The organism is Desulfosediminicola sp. (genome assembly GCF_048381775.1).
In the GTDB taxonomy this organism is placed as follows: domain Bacteria; phylum Desulfobacterota; class Desulfobulbia; order Desulfobulbales; family Desulfocapsaceae; genus Desulfopila; species Desulfopila ganghwensis.
The window spans coordinates 429,240-446,939 of sequence record NZ_JBLXGE010000002.1; the positions used below are offsets into that span (position 1 = coordinate 429,240).

General features: G+C 49.8%; 16 protein-coding genes. 6 read left to right on the forward strand and 10 right to left on the reverse strand.

The annotated features are described in order from the left end of the window. Positions 1 to 58 precede the first annotated feature (58 nt). The 4 genes from hypE to hypB all read left to right on the forward strand — a co-directional run bounded on the left by hypE (position 59) and on the right by hypB (position 2,797). A complete protein-coding gene (gene hypE, locus ACN5NT_RS04825) occupies positions 59 to 1,072 on the forward strand; it encodes a hydrogenase expression/formation protein HypE (protein ID WP_419174667.1) in 1,014 nt (337 codons plus the stop codon). A 32-nt stretch (positions 1,073 to 1,104) separates the two neighbouring features. Next, positions 1,105 to 1,623: a HyaD/HybD family hydrogenase maturation endopeptidase gene (locus ACN5NT_RS04830; protein WP_136795445.1), complete on the forward strand. Its 519-nt coding sequence runs from the start codon at positions 1,105 to 1,107 to the stop codon at positions 1,621 to 1,623. Positions 1,624 to 1,632: 9 nt separating this feature from the next. Beyond that, positions 1,633 to 1,980 (forward strand): hydrogenase maturation nickel metallochaperone HypA, encoded by a 348-nt coding sequence (locus ACN5NT_RS04835; RefSeq protein WP_136795446.1) that lies wholly within the window; start codon positions 1,633 to 1,635, stop codon positions 1,978 to 1,980. Between the two features lie 67 nt (positions 1,981 to 2,047). Continuing rightward, positions 2,048 to 2,797, forward strand: a complete 750-nt coding sequence (gene hypB / locus ACN5NT_RS04840) for a hydrogenase nickel incorporation protein HypB (RefSeq protein WP_136795447.1) — start codon at positions 2,048 to 2,050, stop codon at positions 2,795 to 2,797. A gap of 74 nt (positions 2,798 to 2,871) precedes the next feature. Here hypB and ACN5NT_RS04845 read toward each other — a convergent pair whose 3' ends face one another. After that, positions 2,872 to 3,930 (reverse strand): dipeptidase, encoded by a 1,059-nt coding sequence (locus ACN5NT_RS04845; RefSeq protein WP_419174668.1) that lies wholly within the window; start codon positions 3,928 to 3,930, stop codon positions 2,872 to 2,874. Between the two features lie 150 nt (positions 3,931 to 4,080). Beyond that, positions 4,081 to 5,019, reverse strand: coding sequence for a hydroxymethylbilane synthase (gene hemC / locus ACN5NT_RS04850; RefSeq protein ID WP_136795449.1), 939 nt, complete (start codon positions 5,017 to 5,019; stop codon positions 4,081 to 4,083). A 150-nt stretch (positions 5,020 to 5,169) separates the two neighbouring features. Here hemC and ACN5NT_RS04855 point away from each other — a divergent pair, with 150 nt between their 5' ends. Further along, a complete protein-coding gene (locus ACN5NT_RS04855) occupies positions 5,170 to 5,943 on the forward strand; it encodes an endonuclease/exonuclease/phosphatase family protein (protein WP_419174669.1) in 774 nt (257 codons plus the stop codon). On the opposite strand, the gene ACN5NT_RS04860 is transcribed toward ACN5NT_RS04855, so the two are convergent. The 4 genes from ACN5NT_RS04860 to ACN5NT_RS04875 form a co-directional block, all read right to left on the reverse strand. Continuing rightward, positions 5,897 to 7,327 (reverse strand): sensor histidine kinase, encoded by a 1,431-nt coding sequence (locus tag ACN5NT_RS04860; RefSeq protein WP_419174670.1) that lies wholly within the window; start codon positions 7,325 to 7,327, stop codon positions 5,897 to 5,899. The genes ACN5NT_RS04855 and ACN5NT_RS04860 overlap by 47 nt on opposite strands. Continuing rightward, the gene (locus ACN5NT_RS04865) at positions 7,308 to 7,982 is read right to left on the reverse strand and encodes a winged helix-turn-helix domain-containing protein (RefSeq protein ID WP_419174671.1); all 675 of its coding nucleotides are present in this window, start codon (positions 7,980 to 7,982) and stop codon (positions 7,308 to 7,310) included. Before ACN5NT_RS04865 ends, ACN5NT_RS04860 begins: the two co-directional genes overlap by 20 nt. Positions 7,983 to 8,013: 31 nt before the next feature. Then, positions 8,014 to 8,778 (reverse strand): peptidoglycan editing factor PgeF, encoded by a 765-nt coding sequence (gene pgeF / locus ACN5NT_RS04870; RefSeq protein ID WP_419174672.1) that lies wholly within the window; start codon positions 8,776 to 8,778, stop codon positions 8,014 to 8,016. A gap of 155 nt (positions 8,779 to 8,933) precedes the next feature. Beyond that, entirely contained in the window at positions 8,934 to 10,427 is a 1,494-nt protein-coding gene (locus ACN5NT_RS04875) for a DUF3373 family protein (protein WP_419174673.1), read from the reverse strand. A gap of 357 nt (positions 10,428 to 10,784) precedes the next feature. On the opposite strand from ACN5NT_RS04875, the gene ACN5NT_RS04880 reads away from it, so the two are divergent. After that, on the forward strand, positions 10,785 to 11,573 hold the full coding sequence (locus ACN5NT_RS04880) for a sirohydrochlorin cobaltochelatase (protein WP_419174674.1): 789 nt from the start codon (positions 10,785 to 10,787) through the stop codon (positions 11,571 to 11,573). Positions 11,574 to 11,637: 64 nt separating this feature from the next. On the opposite strand, the gene ACN5NT_RS04885 is transcribed toward ACN5NT_RS04880, so the two are convergent. From ACN5NT_RS04885 to nifA, 4 genes are all read right to left on the reverse strand, one after another. Beyond that, positions 11,638 to 13,167 (reverse strand): DUF3373 family protein, encoded by a 1,530-nt coding sequence (locus tag ACN5NT_RS04885; RefSeq protein WP_419174675.1) that lies wholly within the window; start codon positions 13,165 to 13,167, stop codon positions 11,638 to 11,640. Positions 13,168 to 13,436: 269 nt separating this feature from the next. Beyond that, positions 13,437 to 13,775, reverse strand: coding sequence for a P-II family nitrogen regulator (locus ACN5NT_RS04890; RefSeq protein WP_136795457.1), 339 nt, complete (start codon positions 13,773 to 13,775; stop codon positions 13,437 to 13,439). Positions 13,776 to 13,793: 18 nt separating this feature from the next. Further along, positions 13,794 to 15,119, reverse strand: a complete 1,326-nt coding sequence (locus ACN5NT_RS04895; protein WP_419174676.1) for an ammonium transporter — start codon at positions 15,117 to 15,119, stop codon at positions 13,794 to 13,796. 437 nt (positions 15,120 to 15,556) lie between these two features. Beyond that, positions 15,557 to 17,176, reverse strand: coding sequence for a nif-specific transcriptional activator NifA (nifA, locus tag ACN5NT_RS04900; protein ID WP_419174758.1), 1,620 nt, complete (start codon positions 17,174 to 17,176; stop codon positions 15,557 to 15,559). Positions 17,177 to 17,700 lie beyond the last annotated feature (524 nt).

Consider the following 17,700-nt stretch of genomic DNA (forward strand, 5'->3'; position numbering starts at 1 on the left):
GGACGGTAATGTTTTTTATAGAGCGTTTTTTATAGCGTATTGGATATAAAAGGATCTCATGTCAGATAAAACTATTCTTCTCGACCATGGCAGCGGCGGTCTCGCCAGCCAGGAACTGATCGGCACTCTTTTTCTCAAGCATCTCGACAACCCGATCCTGCACAGTCTTGAAGACAGTGCAATCATAGAAAAACAATCCGGGCGACTCGCCTTTACCACTGATTCGTATGTGGTCGACCCGCTGTTCTTTCCTGGTGGGGATATCGGCAAACTCGCTGTACACGGCACCATCAACGATCTCGCCATGCGGGGAGCCAAACCTATCTGCCTCAGCCTGGGTCTGATTCTGGAAGAAGGGTTGCTCCTGGATGATCTGGAAAAAATCATCATCTCCATCGCCGAAGCATGCAACGAAGCGGATGTTCCGGTGGTTTGTGGAGACACCAAGGTGGTACCGAAAGGAAAAGGTGACAAAATCTTTATCAATACCTCCGGCATAGGGGTCGTTGCCGATGAGATCAATATCTCATCCAAAAACGCCAAAGCCGGTGACGCGGTGATCCTTTCAGGCACCCTGGGCGATCATGGCATCACCATCATGACCCGCCGCGCCGGAATCAGTCTCGATGGCGATCTGAAAAGCGATACCATGGCGCTTCATGGCCTGGTGGCGAAGCTGCTGGCCGAGCTGCCTGGCGATGTCCGCACCATGCGTGACCCGACCAGGGGAGGTGTGGCCACCTCACTCAATGAAATTGCAGATGCAAGCCGGCTCTCCATCGAACTGAAGGAAGAGGATCTTCCCATACGACCGACAGTCCGTGCCGCCTGTGAAATGCTCGGGCTTGAACCTCTGTACCTTGCCAATGAGGGCAAGATGCTGCTTGTTGTAAGCGGTGACAAGGCTGAGCAGGCCCTGGCCGTGATGCAATCTACCAGAGAAGGCGCTGAAGCAAAAATTATAGGCAGGATCGTCGAAGGAAAAGCGGGTCGGGTTGTAATCAACACCCCGGTAGGTGGTTCGAGGGTAGTGACCCAACTTCATGGTGAGCCACTGCCGAGAATCTGCTGATATCATAAATTACTTAGCCAAGAAAACTTACTATGACAGAGACAAAGAAAATAGGAATCGCCGGTATCGGCAACCTGTTGCTCAGGGATGAAGGCTTTGGCGTTCATGTTGTTCATTACCTCCAGAATAATTATGATTTCCCCGAGAATATTGATATTCAGGACGTGGGCACCGCCGGCATTTATATGGCGCCATTTCTTGAGACCTGCGATCCCGTATTGGTGATCGATGTTGTCGATATTGCAGGGGAACCCGGCTCATTCCACTTTTACTCCCTCCAGGATGTGAAAGCCGGAACGTTCCAGACCCGCATGTCTCCCCACCAGCTTGGCCTGCTCGAGATTGTCGAGGTGTGTAAACTTCGAGGCGAGGCACCTGAGCAAGTTGAGTTCTACACCATAATCCCCAAAGAACTCACTGAAAGTATTGAACTCTCAGACGTTGCCGAAGCACGGATGGTTGAAGTTTCCGAGATGATACTGAAGAGGCTCGACGAACTTGGAGTGCAATATACCAAGAAAGACGTGCCATCCGGCACAGGACCAGTCTGAGGAGCCACCATGCATGAAATGTCACTGGTCCAGGGGTTGTTCGAGCAGCTCAAAGGACTCGCAGCAGAAAACAATTCAACCAAGGTGCTCAGTGTCACCATGGAGATTGGACCCATCTGCGGGGTGGTCGTCGACTCGTTTCAGTTTGGTTTTGAAATCCTTTCTTCCCAGGAAGAGATGTTCAAAAACACCGAGTTGATCATAGAGATACCTGAAGTAACCTACACCTGCACCAGCTGTGGCCATCAGGAAGTGTCGGCCGGTGAAAGACCCGATGCATGTGCCAAGTGTGACGAGTTTTTCCTCACCCCGTCGGGTGGCGACGACCTCATCCTGAAGAGGGTTGAGATGGAATAGCAGGCTGCAACTGTATTACTGCCTGATTATCAGGGATTTTATATAATTTTACTACGAGGGAACGACTATGTGCGATAGCTGCGGTTGTCCAAGCCCATCACATACCCATGATCACGATCATTCCCATGACCATGATCATAGCTCCAAGACTGTCGATGTTCACGCCAGTCTCTTTGCTGCCAACGATGCCATGGCCAAAGCCAACAGGGATCACTTCGATGAACTCGGTGCAGTGGCGCTGAATCTTATCAGCAGCCCCGGTTCAGGCAAAACCACCCTGCTTGAGCACACCATCGAAGCTCTCAAGGGCGAGATCAAGATCGGTGTTATTGAAGGTGATCCCGAAACGGACCGCGATGCAGAGCGCATCCGCGCCAAAGGTGTGCCAGTCGTGCAGCTCACCACCGGAGGAGCCTGCCATCTTGACGCGGCCATGACCCACAAAGGCTTCCATCTGCTGGAAAAAGAGCCTGGTTATGAACCGGTCGATCTGCTTTTTATCGAAAATGTGGGGAACCTGGTTTGCCCGGCAAGTTTCGATCTGGGCGAGCATGAGCGGGTAGTACTTGTCTCTGTACCGGAGGGACCGGACAAGCCGGCAAAATATCCACGCACCTTCGGCACCGCACACACCTTTCTTATCACCAAGACCGACCTGCTGCCCTACTTCGACTTCCCGGTTGAAGAGGCGCGCGGCGAGGCCCTGAAGACCAACCCGAACCTGAAGGTGATGGAGCTTTCCAGCACTACAGGCGATGGTTTTGACGCCTGGCTCGACTATTTAAGAGCCATGGTGAAGGCCAAGAAAGCAGCATAGGGCTGAAAGGCTGACCACAAGCATTGAAAACAAACACCAAAGCCTCCGGAAGCATGCTTCCGGAGGCTTTGGTGTTATGCTAACTGCTCCCCGAAAAATCTCAGCGCATTACCGCTGCAGATCTTCTCAACCACCTTTTGCGACAGTCCGGACTTTACCATCTCCGCGGCAATTCCAGGCAACACCCCGATCCCTGAAGCATCTGCGATCAACCCGGTAACACCATCGAAATCACTGCCAAAACCAAGGCAGTCTTCGCCGCCCACATTGATGAAATGACGGATATGCTCAATGAGTTGTCCAATTTGAGCCGGCGGCAGGCTCCCCAGGGCCTCTTCGCTCAACCTTTCAGCCTTCTCATTGGTCATGGTTCCGTTTTTAAAACCCTCGATTATGCGAATTCTGTTCTGCTTATCATGCACATAGTACTCCGGGCAGATAAAACCGGAACCGAGGGCAAGCCCGATCATGCCACCCCGATCGGCAATCTCACGAATCATCTCATCGTTCAGGTTACGTTCATTCGCGCACACCGATCTTGCGTTCGAGTGGCTGGCAACAAAGGGTTTATCAGTGATTTCTGCAATATTCCAGAACGCCTCATCGGAGGCATGGGAGACATCCACAACCACGCCAACCTCGTTGCAGCGCTGAATTAACTGCTCTCCTAATGCGGTGAGCCCGCCACCACTGCCAAAAACAGTACCGCAAAATTCATTATCGTCCCAGGCAATGGTCAGCAGCCGGACCCCATCCTGATAGAACTCATCTAGCAGATCAACACGCCCCTGCAGCGGCACAGCGCCTTCAATGGCTTTGACAATACCGGTCAGTCGCCTGCCTTTCGACCTTGCCTCAACCAATGTTTGCAAATCTGCTTTGGATCGTACCAGGGAAAGTTGCTCGCTGTGGGAGGCAACAAGATCGTCTATGGCTGCCAGGTACTCCTTACATGATTTGTAATCCTGTTCCGGTTTGCCGGTTGCCATCACAAAACAGGCAAAGACCTGCAAGGCCACATTTGCATCAGCCAACTGCGGTAAACCAATGTGTAATCCCTGCCCGCTCGGGAAATCCCCATCACCATCGGCAACGGCTTTAATCGTATCACAATGCAAATCGACGAACTCCATTGCACCTCCAGGTTATTACCAGTATGTACTGAATCAGACAACTGAGGCCGATCCCAGAGAAAACTGAGACCGGCCCTGATCTGTCAGGTAAAAGGGGTGAGGATAAAGGGGAACCTATATCTTTCTCCTGACACCTCACCTTTCACATTTCTAGCTCTTCGCTTGTTGACTGCGAATCTCAGCCAGCATCTCCCGGCCACCGTTTTCGAGAATGTACTCCCCTGCCTCCTCTCCGAGACTGGTTGCACTTTCCACCGCACCACTTACGGTTTTACGTAAAATACGTGTACCATCAAGGCTGACCAGACCGACAGTCAGGGTAATGCCTTGCTCACTGAGTTTGGCGAGGCCAAAAGCCGGAATAGAGCAGCCACCTTCCAGGGCTTTCAGATACGCCCGCTCCGCCAACAGGCATGCTTCACTTTTGCTGTTATTGAGACAAGCCCGAATTTTTTCCAACTTGTCACCGTCAAGACTGGTAGCAGCCTCTATCGCGATACAACCCTGCCCCACCGGCGGCACAAATTGTTCTTCATCAAATATTTTCACAATAAGGTCATCGTATTCCATGCGCTTTACCCCGGCATAAGCCAGCATCAGGGCATCACAATCCCCATCGCGCATCTTACGGATTCTGGTCTGCAGGTTTCCACGCATCTCAACCGCTTCCACGTGCGGGTAGAAATGCTTCAACAGGGCTACCCGTCTCACCGACGAGGTGCCAATACGAACTTTCCTACTGGTATCTTCGAGATCAATGCTCTTATCATCACTCACCAGAACATCGTTTACCTTCTCGCGATCGGTAAAGGCGATCAGCTCGAATCCTTCCGGCAGGCTCGATTGCATGTCCTTGGCGCTGTGCACTGCGATATCGGTAATGCCGCCTGCCAACTGCTCTTCAAGCTCCTCTGTGAAAACGCCTTTGCTGCCGATTTTAGCGATAGAGGTATCGAGAACTTTATCGCCAATGGTCTCCATGCTACTTATTTTGGTATGTATGCCGACAGCCTGCAACATTGCAGCAACCGTTTCAGTCTGCCACATAGCGAGTTTGCTCTTTCTGGTACCGATTGTAATAGTGGTCATTTGTTTTTCCTTACTTCAAGCAGAGCGGTAATTATAGTATTGTATAAAATCTGGTGTGGAGTGCTTCTCAAGTATCTTGACTGGCCCCTGAATCTACCATATACACTGGAGCAATGGAATCCATCTTTGGGTCCACCAAGTCAATCTGTCATGCGAATTCTTCTGTATAATATCCGATATGCCACCGGCCATCTGAAAGGATATCACAAGCCGTTTCCGTTTATTGGTTTCTTCAAGCGTACCGAGGTCAATCTCCAGCGCATAATCAATTTCATCCGCTCTGTTGACCCGGATATCATCGGCCTGATTGAAGTCGACTCAGGTTCTTATCGCTCCCGTAAAACCTGCCAGGCAGAAGAAATCTCCAACATCCTGGGCTATAACTGTATTGCGGAAACCAAATACAGTGAAAAATCACTGGCCCAGAAGGTGCCCATTCTCAACAGGCAATCCAATGCCCTGCTAACCCGGGAACGGATCCACGACAACACCTTCCACTATTTCCGAGAGGGCGTAAAGCGGCTCATCATCAAGACTGAACTGGAGGAGGCAGTAATCTTTCTGGTGCACCTCTCACTCAAATACCGACATCGCCAGCACCAGCTTGAGTATCTGCACACCCTGGTAAAGCGCACCAAAAAGGAAGTTATTGTGGCAGGTGACTTCAACACATTTTTCGGCAGTCGTGAATTAAAACTCTTTCTTGCCGCTTCAAATCTTGAGAGCGCCAATATTGAGAATATCCCCTCACATCCAAGTCATTCACCGCATAGACAGATAGACTTCATCCTCCACAGCCCTGGGATATCCATAGATAACTTTTATATTCCCGATGTCCGGCTGTCTGATCATTCGCCGCTGATTTGTGATTTCTCGTTCAAGTCATCGGTTGCAGAAGAACGGTTTTCGGCAGTGACACCGTAAAGCAACTTCCCTTATGCAGTTCACTGGTAACTGAAACTGTTCCGCCATGGGCTTCGACAATCGCCTTCACCAGGTTCAACCCCAACCCCAATCCCTGCTGCGACCTGGATCGGTCTCCCCGGTAAAGCCTGTCCCATATTCTTCCCTGTTCATTTGGTGAAATGCCCATGCCGTCATCCTGAAAGTGGATGTGGATGAAGTCATCAGCAACCTCTGTTGTTACCTCAACAGACCCGCCGTCTTTGCCATACTTAATTGCGTTGTCCAAAAGATTTGCCCACACCCGCGCAATCCGCGATGGGTCAGCCTGGATATACAGGTTGGCTGCCATATGGGCACGCAGGGCAATGCGCCGTTCTTCTGCCACATATTCGTACAGCGCCATCATTTCGGTAATCGACTCGGCCAGATCTACCTGGGTACGTTGCAGCTTTAAAGCACCCGCCTCTGCTTCGGCAACGTTCATCATAATGCCAAGCATAGACAACACCCGTTCCGACTCTTCAAGACAGTCTGCCAGAGAATCACGAAGTCTCTCTGTATCACTTGCCTCCTGCAACCCGAACTCTGCCACCGAGCGCAATCGAGTAAGAGGCGTCCTGAGATCGTGGGCAACATTATCCAGATTTGCCTGCATCTCTTCCACCAACTTTCGATTTCGCCCAAGAAGCACATTCACCTCCTCATATAGAACATACTCTTCCGGAAAATTACCGACAGGCGAAATCCATAGTTTGCTTTTATCCCCCACCTTTTCCAAATTGCTTCGTAGTCTGACGAGCGGTATCACCGTATGCTTTACAACCATCAAAGCGACAAAACCGCAGAGAATCCCGCCCGCTACCACAACAGCAAGAAAGAGATACGCAATGGCAAATACTGTCTGGCGTGAATCCTGACTGGGTTTACCAGCCTGCAGCATCAACCCTTTGCCAAGTTCAACAGTCACCATAGACCAATAGGTGATTGTGGAATTGTTTTTGGAATCTGTGATCGCCAGAGGATACCATGGGGTATTAATCACAGGCTGCAGATGCAGGATTTTCTTATACAGGGAGTGGTGCGTATCCCCACCTGCCACCAGCATCTGGTCTTCCCCGCGACGCAACCGGACAAAACCAAGCCCTTTCAGTTCAACCCTGTCCTGGGCTATTACCTGGCCAAACTGGACCCGGGCCGGATTGTTGCCTTCGACGTGACTCTCAATCAACTCATCCAGCAATGCCCTGGTTGTCTCAACCTCAGAGGTCCCAAGCTTATGACGCACAACGCCCAGCGAGATCAGAGCCAGGATGCATACGATACCAAATGTGACTATCAAGACCGGAAGCGCACTCCTGCACCTTGCAAGGGTCAGGTCATCTTTAGTCAGCCCGAAGGACATAGCCCATTCCCCGCACGGTCTGGATCATTTTTTTGTCAAAATCCTTGTCAACCTTATTGCGCAGTCGGCAAACCAGGACATCAACCACATTGGTCTGAGGGTCAAAGTTGTAATCGTATACCCGCTCAAGAATTGTCGTTTTTGAAATAACGGCGCCACTGTTTCGCATCATTAGTTCAAGAAGGGCATATTCCTTGGCCGGCAGTTCGATTTTTTCGCCGGCTCTGGTTACTTCGTGCCTGAGCAGGTCCATTTCAAGCTCACCCGCAGCCAACATGGTCGGCTGGGCATTCTTTTTGTCTCGTCTGATCAACACCTGGATGCGAACCAGCAACTCGGAAAATGAAAACGGTTTGATCATATAATCATCGCCACCCCGTTGCAGGCCCTGGATACGGTCATCTACCGATTGCCTCGCGCTTAAAATAAGAACTGGGATATTTACACCGTGCTTTCGCAGCCCTTCGATTACCTGCAGCCCATCCATCTCCGGCAGCATGATATCGACCACCGCGGCGTCATGGGTACCCTCCAGCCCCATGCTGAGGCCATCGGTACCGTTATAACAGGCATCAACAGCAAAACCCGCCTCCCGCAAGCCTTTTTCGATGAATCCGGAGATCGTTTTATCGTCTTCTATGAGTAGTATGCGCATGAACCAATTCCTTTCTGACAGCCATTGAACATCACAGTGCGATCACTGAACAATTTCTGCCCGTGATACCATTACCTTCCCTGCAGGCACGCCGATAGGAAAAATAGTCTTCAGAACAACTAGTGCATCGGCCCGACAGGATGATTGCCGAATCTGCCAACCCCTGCTCCAAGAGCTGGTCTCTCGATATCTGCCAGAAATCAAACCGGAGCCGGTCGTCCATATGCTGCTGAAAGTGAGCCGGAAGTTCTTTCTGATAATGAACGAACTCTGCACAGCAGGGCCCCAGTGAAGGGCTGACCACCGCGCGCATGCAACCAGGATTACAACCAAACTCTTTTTGCATGGCCTGCACTGTGGTGCCGATAATGTTCATCACACTTCCGCGCCAGCCGCTGTGTACCGCGCCAATCACCTTGTTTTCCGGATCATAGAGCAATAGTGCCTGACAATCCGCATGCTGGACCATGAGCCCCACATCCGGTTGATTGGTGATAAATGCATCATATCCATCCACTTCCAGATCTTCGGTGAGTGGCTCAGCAAGAGAGTAGACGTTGTCTCCATGCACCTGCCTCCCTGAAAGCAGGTGACTCACGCCCATCCTCGCTTTCACCAGCCTGCGGTTTTCTGCGACGAGCTTTGGCGCATCTCCCACAGCAAGACCGATATTTAAAGAATCAAATGCTCCCTTGCTTACTCCGCCATGCCTGTTGAACAACCCATACCTGCAGCTATTGCCCTGTAATCCTGCAAATTGTTCTATATCAGGCAATCCGCACTTATCCTGTTCCATTGTTTTCCTTTTGTTATTGTGCCATTGTGGCATCGTAGGTGACGCACCATATAGCCTCAAAAGGGTATATCAAAGGAGAACAGCGAGCAACAAAAAAGGGGAGCATCCATTGCTGGACACTCCCCTGGGTGAAACAGATACGCTGTGAAAGTGTATTAGAATTTTGCCTCGAAGGTCAGGTAGATCTGATCGGCACTTTCTATAGGATCCATGCTAGCAACCATCGGATCATTTACTTTATAAGGGTACATATTCCAGTCACCAGAGCCGGTATAATCGTACTCGTAATGCTGGTATCCCAACCGGATAAAGGTCTTGGCGTACTTTGAAATCGCCTCTCCGGTCGGCAGATCATAAATCATATAAACTTCGTAAACCTGACCTCTGGTAGCAAGTTTTGATTGATATATCTCATCATGCCCTGGAGACATAGCGACCCAATACTGGGAGCCCCAGTTAACTTCAGCACCGAGCTTTAAACCGATGTTGTCCATATCGTAGCGAACACCCGCATAGAGACTGTAACCATGCTCGTTGTCTGTATTTGCAGGAGCCATCGGAGGATCCACATAGTAGCCTCCACTATTGAACATACCATTAGAATTAGGCATGGTCTGGGAGTAGCCGCCGGAAAGGAAGTAATTGAGGTCGCCTACTTTATTCTGATAAACCGCTGAGGTATGCCAGATGTCTCCGAGGTTAACTCTGTCACCCATTCCACTCATTTCTCCGAAGCCCATATCAATAGCTTCATTTTGGAAGTTCGGATAATTGATAACATTAAAGGCCATAAAGGACTGAAGATAAAGGAAGCGGTCATCCTTTTTCATGATATCCCAACTCAATCCAGCAAAATCCATATCATCAATGCTGCCAGGGGAATCTACTTGTAACCCATCTTCAAAGCCACGACCATAGCAGAAGCGAATCTTGCTTGAACCCAGGGCTTCCGGCCCCCAGCTCCAGCCATAACCAAGTGCCAGGCCATCAAACGGGTAGGTCATGAAGGCCATAGGGGTGGCCAGTCGATCATCCTCACCCAGCCGAACCTCTGAAGGAGGTCCATCCGTTGTTGGCCTGCGGCCAATGGAGAACCACATCGGCAAGCCACCAATATTGTTCCAGTTGACAAAGGCCCGATCCACATAAAGACTACTGTCTCCGATTGGAGTACGGCTCACATTGCCGTCAAACTCCGGCCACATAGCCCCTGAATCGTCCTGAAAAGCTGACTGCATGCCCCAGGTCTTGTACATGGCGAGGCGACCTTTGAACTCAACGTTCTCAGTTGCTTTGACCCGCATATTCAAGCGGAACCGGTTGGTCCAGAGAGAATCATTGCTGAGACTTTTACCACCAACCGTATCCGCATTGTAATAATCAACCCGAGACCTGAAATCTCCATAAAACTTTATACGCGAAGCGAGATCCCAAGCTTCTGTTTTATCGTCGATTTCGTCTAAAATATCTTCCTGTTCCGCGTTTACCGCCTGCTGATCGGCAACTGCAGATTTCAACTCGATAAGCTGCCTGCTCAGCTCTTCAATCTTGCGCTCAAGATCAGATACGTCTGGTGCGCTGTTTGCGGATGCTGCCATCGGTAATGCGAGCATACTCGCAAGGGCTAGTGTGGAAAACCTTTTGATCATAACTCCTCCTCCTGAATAAAAACCGGCTCAATCTCCCCATGAAAAAGAACCAAGCACTTCTATCTCCCCTGCTGCTTCAACCCTGGAGCTCTCCTACTCCGTGGTCACTGCAACAGTATTACGTTATTTTATTATTTAGGATTTTAATTTAATATTTGATTTCTTTAACGCTGTCAACAGGATATATGACTCATCACAATCCTGAGCAGATAGCTCGAGCCACTATTACGCTGTAACACGTGCAATCACTACCCACAGCGCCATCAGCCACCACAAATTTAAATTGAGAGTTTTTCTGGAAATAGCATTTTGAAACGTTTAGACTGAAGGCCTCAATGACCATCACAAGGACATAAAATGAAGATACCGGTAATTCTCACCGCCTCCAGCGCGGCCGAACAAGCACGCGCCACCTATCTGGCTCTCGAAAACCATATTCGAGGCGCTCTGCCAGTCATTCACACCAACCAGTATGAGTTTCACTGGAGCTACAGCAGTCGGGTTGCTAACAGGGAAAGGGCAAAAGGCAGCACATCATCATTACCTGAAATCGGCGATGTGGTCAGACAGTTGATTGATATGGGGCATAAGCATGCCATTATGCAATCTCTACAACTCATCGTTGGCCATGAGTTTCATCAACTGCACCGAGAGGCGAGTCATACTGAACAACTCGCATGCCACCTCGGGAAACCTCTTCTGACTGCTCCTGATGATTTTTATGAGTTCATGAAAATCCTTGCAACCATTGCAAGTCCATACCCTGATCACGCTCTTTTGCTCGTCGGCCATGGCACACGTCATGCTTCATGGCCCCTATATCTTGGCCTGGAGCAGGTCATGCAGCGCCATTTCGGCAAGCGGGCGTATGTTGGAGTTGTGGAACACTATCCGGATAGTACCGACATTGAACAGCGCATTACACTCAATGGCCACAGCAAGGTCCTGGTCATTCCTTTCTTTATGGTCGCTGGTGTTCACTTTCATCGTGACGTCGCCGGAGAGGGTATGTCTTCCTGGAGGAGCAGGATGCTGAGGGCAGGGCTTGAAGTTGAAATCGCCTGCAGGGATGGCCTTGGCGCACTACCTGATATCGGCCGGATCTTCGCCCGCCATATCACGGACGCATCAGCCGAGATAGCATAAATGCCAAAGGGAGTAGCCAGTAATGACTACTCCCCTGATATAATAACTGTAGCTGAAAGGATATTTAGAAATACGCCTCAAAAGTCAGATAAATCTGATCAGCACTTTCCACAGGATCCTGGCCAAAGGCCTGCAGCATTGCCAGGTCTCCCGCATCATCCAGATCAAACGGGTAGAGATTCCAGTCACCCGAACCCGAATAATCGTATTCATAGTGCTGATAACCAAGCCGCATAAAGGTCTTGGCATATTTTGAAAGTGCTTCTCCCGTGGGCAGATCATAAATCAGATATACTTCGTACACCTGGCCCCGCGTCGCCAGTTTAGACTGATAAATCTCGTCATGACCGGGAGACATGGCGAGCCAGTACTGGGAGCCCCAGTTAAATTCCCCACCCAGTTTCAAGCCGATTTCGTCCAAATCATAGCGTACACCCGCATAAATGGAATAACCATCCTCATTATCGGTGCTTGGTGTGCCGTCGAAAAAGAACATACCCTCGGAATCTGGTATGGTCTGGGAATAGCCACCTGCGATGAAATAGTTGAGGTCACTGACTTTATCCTGGTAAACAGCAGAGGAATGCCAGACGTTGCCCAGATTCTTGCGAGGGCCAAACCCGCCCGGATAATTTGGATCAGTTGGGTCCATAATGGGATCCTGCTGCACTCCGAATTCTACGAATTCAGACTGGAAATTTGGGTAATTGGTAATGTCGAACCCCATAAATGACTGAATATAGGCAAACCGATCACCCTTTTTCATGATATCCCAGGCAAGGCCTGCAAAATCCTTGTCATCGACGCTGTCGGCGGAATCCGCCTGCAGGCCATCTTCAAACCCTCGGCCATAACAGAAACGCACCCTGCTGGTGCCCATCTGTTCAGCCCCCCAACTCCAGGCATAACCGAGCACCAGGCCATCAAAAGGCCAGTTCATGAATGCCATCGGGGTACCCTGCCGCTCATCGAGACCGAGACGAATCTCTGCAGGCGGGCCGTCGGTGGTGGGCCTGCGACCTATGGAAAACCACATCGGCAGTCCCGCGATGTTATTCCAATTAACGATTGCACGATCCACATAGAGCGAGCTGTCTTCCGCCGGGGTACGAGTTACATTGCCATCAAATACCGGCCACATAGCACCTGAATCATCAGTGAATGCCGATTGCATGCCCCAGGCCTTGTACATTGCAAGTCGACCTTTGAACTCGACATTTTCTGTGGCATTTACCCGTAAATTTAAACGAAAACGATTTGTCCAGAGAGTGTCATTCTCAAGATTTCTGCCAAATACCGTATCCGCATTGTAGTAATCCAGACGTGATCTGAAATCACCGTAGAACTTGAATCGTGCGGCCAGATCCCAATCCTCTGTTTTTTCGTCGATTTCGTCCAGGAATTCTTCCTGGTCCTCGTTTAATGCCCTCTGCTCGTCCACCGCTGCTCTAAGCTCAGCCAATTGCCTGCTCAATTCCTCAATTTTCAGCTCAAGCTCAGACACCCCTGGTCCACCGCTGTCACCATTTGCTGCTGCCGTAATCGGCAATGCCAGCATACTTGCAAGGACAAATGTAGAAAACCTTTTGATCATAGTCTTCCCCTCCTTTACAAAACTGGTTCCGGCCCCTAACCCATACAACGCGTTGCCTTTTTCTCCTCTTTACCTCCCCCCAAAATGCAAATGCATTTGACTGTCAGGCATTCATTGTAGCAATTATAGCATCGATCTGGATAAATCATAGAGATTAAATGCAAAAACCTCCCGAACTGTGCTTTTCAAAATCGAATCCCCAAAAAAAATGGGGCCACTCCTTTCGGAGTGGCCCCAAACAGCAAGAAGGTTGGGTTTTGCTGGTGGAACTAGATTGCTTCTTTACCGCTTTCGCCGGTACGAATCCGCACAACATTCTCGACCGGTAGAACAAAGATTTTACCATCGCCAATTTTTCCGGAGTTGGCAGCCCCTCGAATAGCTTCAACAACTTTGCCTGCTATTTCGCTATCCACAACAAGTTCGATCTTAGTCTTCGGATTGAACTCCACGTTATACTCTGCACCGCGATAGACTTCCTTATGGCCTTTCTGACGTCCGTATCCTTTCACATCTGATACTGTCATTCCTGCAATGCCGAGGTCGGTGAGAGCCTCCTTTACGCTTTCGAGCTTGAACGGCTTGATGATTGCCTCGATTTTCTTCATTATCTCAATCTCCTAATATCAATCCTTGGTGAACTCCGGATATGCATCAAGACCACACTCGCTGATGTCACAACCTTCAAGTTCCTCTTCTTCAGTTACACGGATACCCATGATAGCTTTCAGTGCCAGCCATACTACGAAACTTGTACCGAATACCCAGGCGAAGATCACTACGATACCGGTGAGCTGTGCTACGAGAGACCCTTCCGGATTGGTAAAAGCTACGGCGATCAGACCCCAGATACCGACAACACCATGCACTGAGATTGCACCAACCGGATCATCAACCTTGGCTTTATCTATGAAGACGATGGCTGCCACTACGATGAGACCACCAATTGCACCTACGATTGTTGACAGCAAAGGGCTTGGGGTGAGAGGTTCAGCGGTAATCGCAACCAGGCCGGCAAGAGCACCGTTTAAGGCCATGGTCAGATCAGCCTTACCGAACCACGCTCTGGAGAAGAGCAGCGCTGCCACAAGACCACCAGCCGCGGCGGTGTTGGTGTTGACAAAAATCATGGATACGGCGTTCGCTTCTTCAATGTTACTGATCTTCAGCTCGGAACCACCGTTGAAACCGAACCAGCCGAGCCAGAGGATAAAGGTACCGAGGGTAGCCAATGGCAGGTTAGCACCTGGGATAGCGTTGATTCTCCCACTTACATATTTGCCTTTACGTGCGCCGAGCAGAAGTACACCGGCGAGAGCTGCAGAGGCACCACAGAGATGAACAACACCGGAGCCTGCGAAATCGAGGAAACCGAGAGCGTCGAGGAAACCACCGCCCCACTTCCAATACCCCTGTACCGGGTAAATGAAACCGGTCATAACTACAGCAAAAGCCAGGAATGCCCACAGCTTCATGCGCTCAGCAACAGCTCCGGAAACAATAGACATAGCGGTCGCTACGAACACCACCTGGAAGAAGAAATCAGACATAGCGGAATAGTAGGTATCTCCACCACTTGCCAGTACATCAGCTACGGAGTTATCAGCACCGAGGAAAAAACCGAACCCTGGGATAATGCCGCTGCCGTCGCCGTACATGATGTTGTAACCGACGATCATATACATAATACAGGCGATAGAGTACAGTGCGACGTTCTTGGTAAGAATCTCAACGGTATTTTTGCTGCGTACCAGACCAGCCTCAAGCATGGCAAAACCGGCCGCCATCCACATTACCAGAGCACCCGACATCAGAAAGTAGAAAGTATCCAATGCATATGCAAGGTTGATCAGGGTGTCACCTACGCTGGCAACCTCTTCAGCACAAGCCGGCCCGGCTATGGCCAGGGAAGCGAGCAAAGCTGCTCCACCCCAGTACGTTCTGTTCTTCATCTTCAATCTCATTTTCACGACAATCCCTCCTTGTGGTTATAGCCTGCCCTTTCCCTCTTCTGAAACAGCAGATAAATTGGACAACAACAAATTTGTCTTTCTTATTACAAACACTGTGCCAGACCTGTTTTTTTCTTCACATCCCGCTAATCCAGGCACATACAGCCAATATTGGCCGAAATGCACTGCACCTCGGCACAAACAAGGATTACATTTAAGTAAGAATCAAACATCTATCATGCCACTTTTGTAATACTTTTCTTTTCCGTTTCTGCAGGTAACTACCAGCCGACCAGTAGGACAACAGCCCAATCCCACGAAAAAAAAGCACCATTCACGATAGGCGTGAATGGTGCTTTTCAAGATACTGACCAGATCAGATGATACAGATTACATAGTTGTAAATAGCTCCAACAAGGGTACGGGGTATATCACCATCAGCGATACGCGTCCAAACGTGACAGTCCATATTTCTTGATCCGGTATCCTATCTGCCGCTGGGTGAGCCCAAGCTCCCTGGCTGCACGAACCTGTACCCAGCCATGTCGCCTCAATGCTGCCTCCACCTCTTCTTTCTCCAGCTGCTGTAATGATTTTCGCCCTCGGATAATAAGGGGGGCTTCCGCCACCGGTGGTGCTATAGCTGCCTCATCCTGAACCAGCATTGCCCCACCCGCAGCACTGTTCCTCCTGACAAGCACATTTGGCGGAAGATCAGCCAGGGTTAACCGGTCTCCTTCAGCCAGGATGATCATACGCTCAACCATATTCTGCATTTCCCGGACGTTGCCAGGCCATGGATAATCAATGAGAAAGTCGAGCAATTCCGAGGTCAGCATCAGCTTCTTGCCATTACGCTGGTTGCTCATACTGAGGAAATGGTTGAGCAGTAACGGAATATCCTCCATCCGCTCCCTGACAGGCGGTAACTGAATCGGCACCACATTCAATCTGTAGTAAAGATCAGCCCTGAAATTCCCTTCCTCTACAGCCTGCTCTAAGCCGACATTGGTGGCGGCAATAATTCGAACATCCACGTCATATGTTTTACTGCCACCAATCCGCTCGAACTGCTTTTCCTGCAGGACTCTCAACATCTTCGCCTGCAGCGCCAACGGCATCTCGCCGATTTCATCAAGAAATATCGTGCCTTTATTCGCCAGCTCGAAACGCCCGGGCCGAGTCGCGTGAGCACCTGTAAATGCACCTTTCTCATGGCCGAACAACTCACTTTCCAACAAAGTTTCCGGCAACGCAGCGCAATTCACTTTAATAAAGGCCTTGTCTTTTCGACCTCCCGATTCGTGCACTGCTTTCGCCACCAGCTCCTTGCCTGTTCCAGACTCACCGAGCAACAGCACAGTAGCTGAGCTTGGGGCTATTTTTTCTATAATGGAATACACTTCCTGCATGGGCTTGGAGTGCCCTATTATATAATGACCATCATGACGACTATGCAACTTTGCCTTCAGCGAGCGATTTTCCTCCTGCAGCTTGGCCTCTTTACGCTCTATTTCTTCATGCAGGGTTATGAACTGGGCCATCAGTGTAGCCAGCACAGTTAGAAACCTGACATCCTCGTCAAAGGAGACATCGCTGCCAAAAAGACGGTCAACACTCAACACTCCAACGGTCTTTTCCTGCATCAATACAGGAACCCCCAGAAAAGACAACCGCTCCTTACTAAATGCGGGACGCGAACCCGTTCTGTTGAGAAAGAGCGGCTCACTATGAATATCCGGAACGACAAAAGGCGCCTTGGTCTGGAAAATTTTCCCATAGACACCTTCATCAGGCCTGTACACGCCCCTCTGCTTTTCCTGTGTGGTCAAACCGCAGCTCACCTTGATCATCAACCTGCCGGTCATCTTGTCGAGCAGCAGCAGGGTCGCCCGTTCCATTTGCATGGTATCGTTCAACACCTTCAATACACTGGCAAGAGTTGTCTCCAGATCAACAGCCTTGCCGATAAGTTTTGTTATTCTATGTAATGCGAGCAGTTCTATGCCCTGAGTTGACTCCCCTCTTTTCGCGAAGCCGGATTTTGCGTAGTCCATCATCGCTCTCCTTAGCTGCATGAGGATTGCATGGATACCCATTACAATCCTTTCCATTTTTCATCTGTTAATCCTCAAAATCCCTGACTTTCAGATTACACAGCAAGTATTGCACCAAATTGGCACATTTTTGCTTTTTTGTCATTTTGTCACATACTTTCGGACACATAAGCGGAAACAGTTCTAACTATCATCTGCTAACATCAACCATTACTCTCACTTTCCTGTGACGAACCTGTACATTTTCGTAAAACTATCCTAAATTTTTTTTCGCCAATTTCCTTACATGCCACATCGTCGTATGTACCGATCTGACATTCCTGTAGCATTCGGCACAAAACAGAAATCACCGCCATCCCCCCCACCACACCACCCAAGGCCACACCAACAGTGCTCAACAGTACGATTTAATTACATTTAAACTTTTGAGCACGTGTCTGGCACACCATTTGCGATAACAGGTTGCAACAGATACACACTGCAACAGGCCGGCAGCTTTCAATTGTGTCGGAACACGCAAACCC

Bases quoted from the DNA above. Each gene is read 5' to 3' on its own strand.
- hypE (WP_419174667.1), top strand. From the start codon at position 59: ATGTCAGATAAAACTATTCTTCTCGACCATGGCAGCGGCGGTCTCGCC.
- ACN5NT_RS04830 (WP_136795445.1), top strand. From the start codon at position 1,105: ATGACAGAGACAAAGAAAATAGGAATCGCCGGTATCGGCAACCTGTTG.
- ACN5NT_RS04835 (WP_136795446.1), top strand. From the start codon at position 1,633: ATGCATGAAATGTCACTGGTCCAGGGGTTGTTCGAGCAGCTCAAAGGA.
- hypB (WP_136795447.1), top strand. From the start codon at position 2,048: ATGTGCGATAGCTGCGGTTGTCCAAGCCCATCACATACCCATGATCAC.
- ACN5NT_RS04845 (WP_419174668.1), bottom strand. From the start codon at position 3,930: ATGGAGTTCGTCGATTTGCATTGTGATACGATTAAAGCCGTTGCCGAT.
- hemC (WP_136795449.1), bottom strand. From the start codon at position 5,019: ATGACCACTATTACAATCGGTACCAGAAAGAGCAAACTCGCTATGTGG.
- ACN5NT_RS04855 (WP_419174669.1), top strand. From the start codon at position 5,170: ATGCGAATTCTTCTGTATAATATCCGATATGCCACCGGCCATCTGAAA.
- ACN5NT_RS04860 (WP_419174670.1), bottom strand. From the start codon at position 7,327: ATGTCCTTCGGGCTGACTAAAGATGACCTGACCCTTGCAAGGTGCAGG.
- ACN5NT_RS04865 (WP_419174671.1), bottom strand. From the start codon at position 7,982: ATGCGCATACTACTCATAGAAGACGATAAAACGATCTCCGGATTCATC.
- pgeF (WP_419174672.1), bottom strand. From the start codon at position 8,778: ATGGAACAGGATAAGTGCGGATTGCCTGATATAGAACAATTTGCAGGA.
- ACN5NT_RS04875 (WP_419174673.1), bottom strand. From the start codon at position 10,427: ATGATCAAAAGGTTTTCCACACTAGCCCTTGCGAGTATGCTCGCATTA.
- ACN5NT_RS04880 (WP_419174674.1), top strand. From the start codon at position 10,785: ATGAAGATACCGGTAATTCTCACCGCCTCCAGCGCGGCCGAACAAGCA.
- ACN5NT_RS04885 (WP_419174675.1), bottom strand. From the start codon at position 13,167: ATGATCAAAAGGTTTTCTACATTTGTCCTTGCAAGTATGCTGGCATTG.
- ACN5NT_RS04890 (WP_136795457.1), bottom strand. From the start codon at position 13,775: ATGAAGAAAATCGAGGCAATCATCAAGCCGTTCAAGCTCGAAAGCGTA.
- ACN5NT_RS04895 (WP_419174676.1), bottom strand. From the start codon at position 15,119: ATGAAGAACAGAACGTACTGGGGTGGAGCAGCTTTGCTCGCTTCCCTG.
- nifA (WP_419174758.1), bottom strand. From the start codon at position 17,176: ATGGACTACGCAAAATCCGGCTTCGCGAAAAGAGGGGAGTCAACTCAG.